We start from the raw sequence: 12,853 nt of genomic DNA, 5'->3' as shown, positions 1-12,853 counted from the left end.
AAGCGGGACAAAAGATAATAATTTTTTAATTTATCCCATTCAGAATTTATTTTATCCTGAAATATTTCTTACCTTTGACCTCTACCAAATTATGAAAAACATGAAAATTGTCATTTTACAAACCGATATTCACTGGACGAATCCTGCGGCTAACATCCGACACGCAGATGAGATTATATCGCGTTACGCCGACGGAGATTTATTCGTCCTCCCTGAAATGTTTTCTACCGGATTCTGCACGCAGCCGAAAGGAGTGGCAGAAACAGACGGGGGCGAGGCCCTGCAATGGATGAAGCGCAAAGCTGCGGAACGTGGGTGTGCGATAGCCGGAAGCATCGCAGTGGAAGAGGACGGAAAGTATTACAACCGTTTTTACTTCGTACACCCCGACGGCAAAGTGCAGCATTACGATAAGAAACATTTATTTACTTACGGCGGCGAGCACAAACAATACACGCACGGAACGAAACGGGTTATTGTTTCTTACCGGGGCATACGTTTTTTGCTTCAAGTGTGTTACGATTTGCGTTTCCCTGTATGGTCGCGCAACCGGAAAGATTACGATGCTATCCTTTACGTTGCCAGTTGGCCGACTCCGCGCATCGGAGCATGGAAAACGTTGTTACGCGCACGGGCTATTGAGAACCAATGTTACGTAATAGCCGTGAACCGTGTGGGCGAAGACCCTGCCTGCCAATACTGCGGCGGAAGCGCCATCATCAATCCTTACGGCGAAACATTGGCAGCCTGCGAAGACGGTACGGCGTGTGAGGCCGAGGCTGTTATCGACATGAACGAGTTGGAGGGCTTCCGCAAAAAATTCCCCGTACTGGACGATGCCGACGGATTCAGCCTTTTATAAAACCGGCTTTTTGAACGAAAAAAATAAAAACAAATACCTAAATATGGAAAATAACAAACTCTTACTATTGGGCGACCAAGCGATAGCACTTGGCGCCATTCATGCAGGAATATCCGGTGTATATGCTTATCCCGGTACTCCTTCGACCGAAATCACCGAATACATCCAAGAATCGCCGCTGGCTAAAGAGCGAGGCGTACACAGCCGCTGGTGTACCAACGAAAAGACTGCAATGGAAGCGGCGTTGGGCGTATCGTACGTGGGCAAGCGCGCATTGGTATGCATGAAGCATGTAGGCATGAATGTATGTGCCGATGCTTTTGTAAATTCTGCCATCACGGGCGTCAACGGCGGGATTGTAGTGGTAGCTGCCGATGACCCGTCGATGCACTCTTCACAAAACGAACAAGATTCACGCTTTTACGGCAAGTTTGCCATGATTCCCATACTCGAACCGTCTTCCCAACAAGAGGCTTACGACATGATGGGATATGCTTTCGAACTGTCTGAAAGCAAAAAGCTCCCCGTATTGATGCGTATCGTAACCCGTCTGGCACATTCGCGCGCGGCTGTCGCTGTAAGAAATGCGGCAAACGAAACCGCTTGTACGGGCAGAGCTTCCGTCCCCACCGACTGGATATTGCTCCCTGCCAACGCTCGCCAGCGTTACAAAGAAGTTATTAAAGTTCAACCCGAACTTATAAAGCTCGCCGAAGAAACTTCATACAATGCCTTGTCGGTAACAGCCGGAGGCACAGCAGAAAAAGGTATCATAGCTTGCGGCATCGGATATAATTATGTAATGGAGAATTATCCCAACGGTTGTCCTTATCCGCTTCTGAAGATAGCTCAATATCCCTTGCCCGCCGAAAAAATAACCCGGCTGGCTCATGCCTGCAAGGAAATCTTGGTAGTAGAAGACGGTCAGCCTTTCGTAGAAGAACAGCTTAAAGGAGTATTGCCATCGACATACATCGTGAAAGGAAGATTGAGCGGTGAACTGCCCCGCACGGGAGAATTAAATCCCGACAATGTGAAAGCAGCTTTGGGCATAGCCGGCGCACAGGTATATGCTGCGGCACAAAACGTAGTTCCTCGTCCACCCGCACTTTGTAATGGATGCGGGCACCGCGACGTGTACGACGCACTGAACCGTGTAGCTGCCGGATATCCCGATGCCAAAATATTCGGCGACATCGGATGTTATACGCTGGGCGCACTTCCTCCGTTCCGTGCGTTAGACAGCTGTGTCGACATGGGAGCTTCCATCACAATGGCAAAGGGAGCAGCCGATGCCGGACTGTTTCCTGCCATAGCCGTTATCGGCGATTCTACCTTTACCCATTCGGGAATGACAGGCTTGCTGGATGCCGTAAACGACCAATCCAATATCACCGTAATCATCTCCGATAACCTGACTACTGCCATGACTGGCGGTCAGGATTCTGCCGGAACCAACAAATTCGAGGCCATTTGTCTGGGGTTAGGCGTAAAGCCTGAACACGTGCGCGTAGTGGTTCCTCTTCCGAAAAACATGGAAGAAATCACCCGCATCATCCGCGAAGAAATAGAATATAAAGGAGTATCTGTCATTATCCCGCGCCGCGAATGTATGCAGACTCTCAACCGTAAGTTAAAACAAAAAAGAGCAGAAAAGAAATGAAAACAGACATCATACTTTCAGGAGTGGGCGGACAAGGCATCTTGTCAATAGCCACCATTATCGGCGAAGCGGCCACCCGCATGGGATTGACCTTGAAACAAGCCGAAGTTCACGGAATGAGCCAGAGAGGAGGAGACGTTCAGTCGAATCTCCGCTTATCGGATACGTCCATCGCTTCTGACCTTATACCGCTCGGCACTGCCGATATGATTCTTTCGTTAGAGCCGATGGAAGCGCTGCGCTATTTGCCGTATCTGGGAAAAGACGGGTGGATTATCACGTCTTCTACTCCGTTTAAAAATATACCGAATTATCCCGACGAAGAAAAGCTAATGGCTGAACTGAACGCCCAGCCTCACGTGGTGGCACTGGATGTGGAAGGATTGGCAAAAGAGCACCAGATGCCCAAATCGGCAAACGTGATTCTGCTTGGCGCAGCAGCTTCTTTTCTTCAGATACTTGACGTACAGACGCTGCGTGAAAGCGTGGGACGTATCTTTGCATCGAAAGGTGAAGCCGTAGTAGAAACCAATTACCGTGCCTTCGACATCGGGTATGAGTATGTGAAACGTCTTAACCAGCCTGCCTTATGAGTCGTGTATTCAGCGAGGAACAAGTATCCTCGGTAGCCAAAGAGATGAAAGTTGCCGACTTACAAAACGCCACCATCGGCGACGTATTGCTGGTAGCTTCCCGCTTGGAAGAGTTGACAGGCATTCCGTTTATCCGCATGGATCAAGGCTCGCCCGGATTACCCGCCAACCGCATAGGCATTGAAGCAGAAAAGGCTGCGCTCGACCGCGGAGTGGGTGCGCAATATCCTGCCGCAGCGGGAGTAGCAGAGCTGAAAGAGGCTGCTTCACGTTTTGTCAAGGCATTTATTGATATCGACATCTCTCCCCGCGCCTGCCTGCCTACCACCGGCTCGGTAGCCGCTTCGTTCGGAGCATTTATCGCCTGTACCCAACGCATTCCGGGTAAAGATAAAGTATTGTTTATCGATCCGGGATTCCCGATACAGAAATCCCAGCTTCGCATCCTCGGTATCGGATGGGAATGGTTCGACATCCACGATTTCCGCGGGCAGGCTTTACGCCCGAAGTTGGAAAGTTTCCTCGAAAAAGGCGACATCGCTGCCATTGTGTACTCTAACCCTAACAATCCGGCATGGATTTGCTTGGAAGAAGAAGAACTGCAAATCATCGGCGAACTGGCTACCCGGTACGATGCTGTGGTATTGGAAGACCAAGCCTACTTCTGCATGGATTTCCGCCACGCATTCGGTCGTCCGTACACAGCTCCTTTCGTGCCCACCGTTGCAAGATACACGGATAACTATATCCTGATGCTGTCTGCCTCAAAAATATTCAGCTATGCCGGACAGCGTATCGCGTTGGCTTGCGTTTCTGACAAGCTGTTCGACAAGCAATACCCTGCCCTCGCCCAAAGATATGAAGACTCCGGCGTGTTCGGTCCTACGTTTATTGCTTCCATCATGTATATGATTACGTCGGGCTGTACGGCTACTACGCAATATGCCATGGCTGAAATGCTGAACCGCTCGGTATCGGGAGAAATCAATTTCGTAGAAGATGTGCGCGAATACGAACGCCGTGCACGCCGCATGAAACAAATCTTTACGGACAACGGCTTTACCATCGTTTACGACCGCGACGTTACTCAGCGCGTGGGCGACGGATTCTTTTTCACCCTCGGCTATCCCGGCATGACGGGCGGTGAATTGCTTTGTGAACTGATGTATTACGGCGTAAGCAGCATTTCGCTGTCTACTACCGGCAGTGACCAGCAAGGAGTGCGTGCCTGCACATCGCGTATGCGCGAAGAGCTTTACCCGATACTGGAAGAAAGAATGAAAGCTTTCCGCGAAGACCACCCGATATAAATTAATAATGTATATAAAGGAGTGATAACAGAGTATGGTTACGCCGCTCGTTATTCACAGCCTATGTTAACGATTATCTGACATGATTTGGAACACTAACAAAGAATGTATGCCGCGCGAACAAATGCGCGAACTACAAGGCAAACGCTTGCAGAAGCTCGTTGTTTACGTTTATCATAACGTACCTTTCTATCGCAAGAAAATGCAGGAAATGGACCTTGCGCCCGATGACATACGCTGCATCGACGACATTGTGAAACTTCCGTTCACCACCAAGCAGGATTTACGGGACAATTATCCGTACGGGTTGATGGCGGCTCCGCTTTCAGAGGTGGTGCGTGTACATGCCTCATCGGGCACGACAGGAAACCCAACCATTGTAGGTTATACCCGCCGCGACCTTTCCATCTGGTCGGAGGTGATGGCACGGTGTCTGTCTGCTTATGGCGTTACGCGCGATGATACCTTTTCCGTTAGTTATGGATACGGACTGTTTACAGGAGGACTGGGGGCGCATTACGGTGTTGAGAACCTCGGTGCTACCGTTATACCGGCTTCTACGGGAAATACCGAGAAACACGTGCGCCTCATCCGCGACCTCCACATTACGGGTATCGCCTGTACGCCTTCATACGCGCTTTATCTGGCTGAGGTGGCTGAACGCATGGGTATCCAAAAAGGAGAACTCGGACTACGTGTGGGGGCGTTCGGGGCAGAACCGTGGACGGAAAACATGCGCCGCGAAATTCAGGAACGCCTCGGACTGAAAGGATATAATATCTACGGATTAAGCGAAATCATGGGGCCGGGCGTGTCTTACGAATGTCAGGAGCAAAACGGCTCGCACATTAACGAAGACCATTTCTATCCCGAAATCATCGACCCTGAAACGCTTCAGCCGCTGCCCGCCGGCACAAGAGGAGAACTGGTGTTTACCACGCTCACCAAAGAAGGAATGCCTTTGCTCCGATACCGCACGAAAGACCTTACTTCGCTCATGCCGGGCACGTGTCCGTGCGGACGAACCAACGTACGGATGACTCCTATCATGGGACGCAGCGACGATATGCTCATCATCCGGGGTATCAATGTATTCCCGTCGCAGGTAGAAAGTGTTATCCTCGGCATGAAAGAATTTGAACCGCGTTACTTGCTGGTGGTCGACCGCAAGAAAAACCTCGACACACTGGAAGTGCAGGTAGAGGTGCGCCGCGACTTCTTTACCGACGACATCGGTGCCATGTTGGGACTGAAAAAAATGCTTTCCGACAAACTCAAGAGCGTACTGTCCATCAGTGCCGATGTGAAGTTGATGGAACCTAACAGCATAGCCCGCAGCGAAGGAAAATCGACACGGGTAATAGACAAACGTGTATTGGTATAACCTAAAAAGCAATTATCAAGCTATGACAATAAAACAATTATCGGTTTTTTTAGAGAATAAAACCGGACGAATCAACGACGTAGTGCGCACGTTGGGACAAAACGGAATCAACATGCACGCTTTCAGTATGGCAGAAACGGCAGATTTCGGTATCCTGCGTCTGATAGTTTCTGATGTAGACAAGGCCGTAGAGGTATTGCGCCAGCAAGACTTTGCCGTGATGTCTACCGATGTGGTTTGTTTGAGTTGTGAAAACGTACCCGGCTCATTGGCTGTGATTTTAGAGTATCTGGCGCAAGAGCAAATTTTCATCGACTACATGTATGCTTTTGCCCAAAACGACCGTGCGCACGTGGTCATCAAGCCCAACGACATGGCGCGCTGTCTCGATGTACTGAAGCAGCACGGGTGTGAAGTGCTTTTAGATAAAGATTTGTAAATCCACAGCCACTCCGGTGAGAAGAAATCCGCCGTACTTCCGTTGACCCATTGACGCTTTACGGAAGCGCGACGGATTTTTTCTTGGCATATCCGAATCTTTTCGTAGCTTTGTAATGTTATCAAAAGAAAAACTATGGCTACGATACTTTATATTAAAAACATGGTTTGTAACCGTTGCATCATGGTGGTAGAAAGCATTCTGAAAGCAGAACATCTGACAGCGGAACGGGTAGAACTGGGAATGGCTTCCATCAGCGAAACGCTGACGGAGGAACAGAAAGAAAGCGTGCGCCGGCAGTTGGAGGCTGTGGGCTTCGAACTGATGGATGATAAGCGCAGTCTTTTGATAGAACACATCAAGCAACTTATCATCGAGCTTATCCACCGACAGAACGGAGAATTGCGAACCAACCTGTCGGATTACCTCACGGAACATTGTGGACAAGATTACAGTGCGTTAAGCAAACTGTTTTCGGAAATCAACGGCATTACCATCGAAAAGTATTTCATTGCCCAAAAGATAGAGCGGGTAAAGGAGTTGCTCGCCTACGACGAACTTTCACTGAACGAAATAGCTGATTTGCTGAACTATTCGAGTACGGCACACCTCAGCGCACAGTTTAAAAGCGTAACCGGAATGCCGCCCAGCCAGTTTAAGAAGCAAGCCAGCCACAAGCGCTTGTCGTTAGACAAAATCGGACAATAATATCCCCCAAAAACGCAAGCGGATGCGTTGATAAAAACATCCGCTTGCGTTCAACAAAACATGCGGATAAGTTACCTTACGCTATGGGAAGAAATTTTGCAGGCTTCAAACGATACAAAACTTGTAAATCCTATCCTTAATTATATAAATGGTTTTGCGGAAAAGCCGTTACTTTTGCATTCGCTAATAAGAACAGAATCAAATTTAAAAGTATATGGATAAACCCAAAACCATCAAACGGAATTTTCCTGTATTGGAAATGAGCTGTGCCGCGTGTGCAGCCCGTGTAGACAAGACATTAAACCGTCAGCCGGGCGTACAGACTGCAAGCGTAAACTACGCTTCGGCTATGGCAACCGTAGAGTATGACCCTGAAATATGTTCACCCGAATCGTTACGTACAGCCGTACAGACAGCCGGATACGACCTTGTTATCACTGCTGATAAAGAGGAAAGCAAGCAAGAGGCAGAAGATGCTCACGAACTGAAGTACCACGCTTTGAAGCATCGTACCATCTGGGCGGTTCTTCTCTCGCTCCCCATCGCCATAATCGGACTTTTCTTCATGGATATGCCTTACGCCAAGTACATTATGTGGCTATTATCTACTCCCGTTGTATTCTGGCTGGGCAGAGGATTCTACATCAATGCTTGGAAGCAACTGAAACATGGAAGTGCAAACATGGATACGCTGGTGGCAAACAGTACCGGAATTGCTTATATCTTCAGTCTGTTTAACCTTTTCTTCCCTCAGTTCTGGTTAAGCCGAGGCATCCAGCCTCATGTTTACTTTGAAGCGTCGAGTATGATTATCGCTTTTATTCTATTGGGCAGACTGCTGGAAGAACGGGCAAAAGGAAACACTTCTACCGCCATTCGGAAACTGATGGGGCTGCAACCCAAAACGGTGACGCTGCTTACTCCGCAAGGTGAATTGCGCGAAACTGCCATCGAAACGGTAAAGATTGGTGACACGCTGGTTGTAAAACCTGGAGAAAAAATAGCCGTAGACGGAACGGTTACGGAGGGAAGTTCATACGTCGATGAAAGCATGTTGAGCGGCGAACCTGTTCCGGTGGAAAAGTCTGTATCTGCAAAGGTATTTGCCGGCACCATTAACCAAAAAGGAAGTTTCCGATTCAAGGCAGAAAAGGTGGGCAGCGAAACCATGCTGTCTCAGATTATCCGCATGGTGCAAGACGCGCAAGGCAGCAAAGCTCCTGTACAGAAACTGGTAGACCGTATCGCTGCGATTTTCGTTCCTGCCATTATGGGTATCGCGTTGTTGGCGTTTGTCTTGTGGCTGATATTTGACCCCGTAAACGGATTTACCCGCGGACTGCTGGCGGCGGTAACGGTACTGATTATCGCTTGTCCGTGTGCGCTGGGACTCGCCACACCCACAGCCATCATGGTGGGTATCGGAAAAGGAGCCGAGACCGGCATATTGATTAAAGATGCCGAGAGCTTGGAAACAGCAAAGGGTATTGACACCATTGTACTCGATAAGACGGGAACGGTTACAGAAGGGAAGCCCGTGGTTACGGATTTTATCTGGACGGCAGAGACGCCGTTGCTGAAAAACATTTTTTACAGCTTGGAGGTCAGTTCCGAACACCCGTTAGCGGAAGCCGTGGCAAACCATCTGAAAGGCGAAGCTCTCCCGATAAATAACTTTGAGAGCCTGACCGGTGCAGGTATCAGCGGGATAGTTAACGGAAAGCGTTACTACGCCGGAAACCTGCGACTCATGAAGCAACAGCATATCCGTATCAGTGAATCGCTCGCCGCAACTGCCAAACAGCTGACGGAGGAAATGAAAACCGTGATATGGTTTGCCGACGAACAGGAAGCGTTAGCCCTTGCCGCCATTACCGACCGCATCAAGGAAACATCCAAAGAAGCTGTAGAGAAGCTCCGCCGAATGGGTATAGACATCTACATGTTAACGGGAGACAACGAAGCGACAGCTGCATCCGTAGCCAAAGAAGCGGGCATACCGCATTATCGCGCCGAGGTTCTGCCTGCACAGAAAGCCGGATTCATAAAAGAGTTGCAACAACAGGGGAAACGGGTGGCAATGGTAGGCGACGGAATTAATGACAGTGCCGCTCTCGCCCAAGCCGATTTAAGTATCGCAATGGGTAAAGGAAGCGACATTGCCATTGACGTTGCCAAAATGACAATTATCTCGTCCGACCTCCGCAAGATAGCCGATGCCGTCCGCCTGTCTACACTCACTGTCCGCACCATCCGCGAAAACCTTTTTTGGGCGTTTATCTATAATCTCATTGGCGTACCGATAGCTGCCGGTGCACTCTACCCCATTTGCGGTTTCGTTCTGAGTCCTATCATAGCGGGAGCAGCAATGGCGATGAGCAGCGTAAGCGTAGTGACCAACAGTCTCCGCCTGAAAACGAAACGCTGACAAGCGCATACGCAAACTGCTGTCATTGTCCGTACAAAGCTTCGGAACAGTGACAGCAGTTGGTGTATGCGGCAAGTTACTCTGACAGATTAACAAGCCACCATCTCTTGCAATATACGCACGGCAGATTCTACATCGTAAACTTCTTTCATCACCATGCTTCGTTTGCCGCTTTGCTCCCGCAGGTTACAGTTGCGCGGGTATTTCGCCATGTAGTTTATTATCTTACCGAATGCCTTGCTTTGGTAATACGGACTGTCAAGGTTGCTTACGAAGTAGAGCGTCATGCGTCCGGCTTTCAAAACCACTTTCTCAATGCCCAACCGCTTGGCAATGCGGCGCAACGGAACGATACGGATCAACTCTTCGCCTTCGGGCGGTATCTTGCCAAAACGGTCGACCAGACGTGCCTTAAATGATTCCACATCCTTATCCAGTTCCAGCTTATCCAACTCGCGATACAGCAACATGCGTTCGCTACTACTCGGTATGTATTCGTTCGGGAAAAGCAATTCGAGGTCGCTCTCTACGGTACATTCGTCAACAAACTCTTCGCCGCTGAATTTCTCTTCGCCCGCTTTCACCTCGTCGGCATACAGTTCGGCAAATTCGTCGGTCTTTAATTCTTTAACCGCTTCCGCAAGAATTTTCTGATATGTTTCATAGCCCAAGTCGGCGATAAAGCCACTCTGTTCGGCTCCCAGCATATTCCCTGCCCCACGGATATCCAAATCCTGCATGGCTATATGGATTCCGCTGCCGAGGTCACTGAAATTCTCTATCGCCTGAAGCCTGCGTTTGGCTTCGGGGGTAAGGGATGACAACGGAGGTGCCAACAGATAACAGAATGCTTTCTTATTGCTGCGCCCTACACGCCCACGCATCTGGTGGAGGTCGCTAAGCCCGAAGTTCTGAGCTTGATTGATGATGATGGTATTGGCGTTAGGAATGTCGATTCCGCTCTCAATGATAGTGGTAGCTAGAAGCACATCGTAATCATAGTTCACGAAGTCGAAAATAATTTTCTCCAATTCATCAGGCTGCATCTGCCCATGCCCGATACAAACACGGCAGTCGGGGATGTTACGCTGAATCATCATCTTCAGTTCCATCAGGTTTTGGATTCGGTTATTGACGAAGAACACTTGTCCGTTACGGCTCATCTCGAAATTGATGGCATCGGCTATGATTTCCTCGTTAAACGTATGTACTTCGGTTTGGATAGGGTAACGGTTGGGCGGCGGAGTCTGTATCACCGAAAGGTCGCGCGCTCCCATCAGCGAGAACTGAAGCGTACGCGGAATGGGAGTTGCCGTCATGGTCAGCGTATCGACGTTCACTTTTATCTGCCGTAGCTTTTCCTTTACGCTGACACCGAACTTCTGTTCCTCGTCGATAATCAACAGTCCCAAATCTTTAAACTTAACGCTCTTGCCGATGATTTTATGCGTACCTATCAGGATGTTTATCTTGCCATCCGCCAATTCTTTCAATATCCGGGAAGTATCTTTGGCTGTCCGGGCACGGCTCAAGTAGTCTACTTTGCAGGGCATGTCTTCCAAACGCTTCTTAAAGGTTTGGTAATGCTGGTATGCCAATACGGTAGTAGGCACCAACACCGCCACTTGCTTGTTGTCGGTCACGGCTTTGAACGCCGCCCGAATCGCCACTTCTGTCTTTCCGAACCCCACATCGCCACACACCAAACGGTCCATCGGGCGATCGCTTTCCATATCCGCTTTTACCTCCTGCGTTGCTTTTAGTTGGTCGGGCGTGTCTTCATAAATGAAGCTCGCTTCCAGCTCATGCTGTAAAAAGCTGTCGGGACTGTACTTGAATCCTTTCTCCTGCTTGCGCTGCGAGTAAAGTTTTATCAAGTCGCGGGCTATGTCTTTTATCTTGGTTTTGGTGCGTTCTTTCATCTTCTCCCATGCACCTGTACCCAACTTGCTAAGGCGAGGCTGTTCTCCCTCTTTCCCTTTGTATTTGGATATTTTATGCAGCGAATGGATAGAGACAAACACCACGTCGTCATTCTGATAAACCAGCTTGATAACCTCTTGCGTGGTATTTCCGTTAGGGATGCGCACCAGTCCGGCAAACTTACCGATACCGTGGTCAATGTGTACCACGTAATCGCCCGGCTCAAACTGGTTCAGTTCTTTCAGCGAGAGGGCAACCTTCCCGCTGCGTGCTTTGTCGCTCCGAAGGTTATATTTATGAAAGCGGTCGAATATCTGATGGTCGGTAAAAAAGCAACATTTCAGCGTATGGTCGATAAATCCTTCATGCAACGTGCGGTCTACCGCCACAAAACGAATCTTATCTCCGCGTTCCGTAAATATATCATGCAGACGATCGGTTTGTTTCACGCTGTCGGAACAAATATATAACGTATATCCCCGTTGCAGATAATCGGTAAACGAACTCGCCACGAGGTCAAAATTCTTATGGAAAATGGGCTGGATGGAAGTTTCAAACTTCAGGGTTGCCTGCGGAGTTCCCAGCGCTTTATGACCGAAATCAATGCGGCGGAAATCCAGCGAGCGTACCGTAAATTCAGAACCGTCAATCAGTTTCTTTTCCAGATTCATCAGTTCTGTCTGCTCCCCTTCGTAAGCGATAAGCGCCTGCGGAGAAACAGCCTCATCGTGAACGGTTTGAATCCGCTCACGCACCCACACCAAATCTTTCGCCCAAATCACCGTGTCGCGGGGAATGAAATCCAAGAAACACACGTTGCTGTCCGACGTTCCCGACAGTTCGGGCACAATGCTTACCGAGTCTTTCTTTTCTTTCGAAAGCTGTGTTTCCACCTCAAACGTACGGATGCTGTCGATTTCTTCGCCGAAGAAGTCGATACGGTACGGATATTCCGAAGCAAAAGAAAACACATCGAGGATGCTTCCGCGCATGGCAAACTGCCCCGGCTCATACACGTAATCTACATGTTCAAACCCGTATTTCACCAGCGCTTCGGTTATTTTTTCGGTTTCAATCTCCTGCCCTACGCGCAGCGTGAGCGTATTCTCGTTCAGCGACTTGCGGGAAACCACTTTCTCAGCCAGCGCATCGGGAAATGTTACCACCGCAACCGCCTCGTTTCGCTCCAGACGGTTTAACACCTCGGTTCGCAATATCTCGTTCGCCGCATCCTTCTGCCCGTACTTGATGGCACGGCGATACGACGACGGGTAAAACAATGTCTGCTCGTCGCCATTCGCCTGAACGATATCGTGATAGAAATATCCAGCCTCTTCTTCATCGTTCAGGATAAAGACGTATACTCCCGGACGCGCCTTGACAAAAGCGGAAGCATACAGAGAAGCACACGATGCGTGCATTCCGTCTAAATAAACTGTTTTTATATCTTTATTGTCCAACAAAGAAACCAGTCCCGCTAAATTGGGATGTTTCGCATAAATCTGCTGAAGTTCTATTATAGTCATTAGTTAATCGGATAGTT

General features: G+C 49.1%; 9 protein-coding genes. 8 read left to right on the top strand and 1 reads right to left on the bottom strand.

Going from position 1 to position 12,853, the window contains the following annotated elements:
- Positions 1 to 100: 100 nt before the first annotated feature.
- The 8 genes from M3085_RS05380 (at position 101) to M3085_RS05345 (ending at position 9,387) form a co-directional block, all read left to right on the top strand.
- Entirely contained in the window at positions 101 to 862 is a 762-nt protein-coding gene (locus tag M3085_RS05380) for an amidohydrolase (RefSeq protein ID WP_178257401.1), read from the top strand.
- A 43-nt stretch (positions 863 to 905) separates the two neighbouring features.
- Positions 906 to 2,525, top strand: a complete 1,620-nt coding sequence (locus tag M3085_RS05375; RefSeq protein ID WP_249052476.1) for a thiamine pyrophosphate-dependent enzyme — start codon at positions 906 to 908, stop codon at positions 2,523 to 2,525.
- Positions 2,522 to 3,118: an indolepyruvate oxidoreductase subunit beta gene (locus M3085_RS05370; RefSeq protein WP_191709766.1), complete on the top strand. Its 597-nt coding sequence runs from the start codon at positions 2,522 to 2,524 to the stop codon at positions 3,116 to 3,118. Before M3085_RS05375 ends, M3085_RS05370 begins: the two co-directional genes overlap by 4 nt.
- On the top strand, positions 3,115 to 4,428 hold the full coding sequence (locus tag M3085_RS05365; RefSeq protein WP_204499168.1) for an aminotransferase class I/II-fold pyridoxal phosphate-dependent enzyme: 1,314 nt from the start codon (positions 3,115 to 3,117) through the stop codon (positions 4,426 to 4,428). The genes M3085_RS05370 and M3085_RS05365 overlap by 4 nt, the downstream gene beginning before the upstream one ends.
- 82 nt (positions 4,429 to 4,510) lie before the next feature.
- Entirely contained in the window at positions 4,511 to 5,812 is a 1,302-nt protein-coding gene (locus M3085_RS05360; protein ID WP_178256029.1) for a phenylacetate--CoA ligase family protein, read from the top strand.
- A gap of 22 nt (positions 5,813 to 5,834) precedes the next feature.
- Positions 5,835 to 6,251 (top strand): ACT domain-containing protein, encoded by a 417-nt coding sequence (locus M3085_RS05355; RefSeq protein WP_178256028.1) that lies wholly within the window; start codon positions 5,835 to 5,837, stop codon positions 6,249 to 6,251.
- Positions 6,252 to 6,386: 135 nt separating this feature from the next.
- Positions 6,387 to 6,959 (top strand): helix-turn-helix domain-containing protein, encoded by a 573-nt coding sequence (locus M3085_RS05350; protein ID WP_249052475.1) that lies wholly within the window; start codon positions 6,387 to 6,389, stop codon positions 6,957 to 6,959.
- A gap of 214 nt (positions 6,960 to 7,173) precedes the next feature.
- Positions 7,174 to 9,387, top strand: a complete 2,214-nt coding sequence (locus M3085_RS05345) for a heavy metal translocating P-type ATPase (RefSeq protein ID WP_249052474.1) — start codon at positions 7,174 to 7,176, stop codon at positions 9,385 to 9,387.
- Positions 9,388 to 9,476: 89 nt separating this feature from the next.
- On the opposite strand, the gene mfd is transcribed toward M3085_RS05345, so the two are convergent.
- Positions 9,477 to 12,836 (bottom strand): transcription-repair coupling factor, encoded by a 3,360-nt coding sequence (mfd, locus tag M3085_RS05340; RefSeq protein WP_249052473.1) that lies wholly within the window; start codon positions 12,834 to 12,836, stop codon positions 9,477 to 9,479.
- Positions 12,837 to 12,853 lie beyond the last annotated feature (17 nt).

The sequence above is a fragment of the Bacteroides caecicola genome (genome assembly GCF_023337095.1).
Taxonomy (GTDB): Bacteria; Bacteroidota; Bacteroidia; order Bacteroidales; family Bacteroidaceae; genus Phocaeicola; species Phocaeicola gallinarum.
The sequence above is the reverse complement of the archived record's forward strand: the minus strand, read 5'-3'. Positions and strand labels throughout refer to the sequence as shown.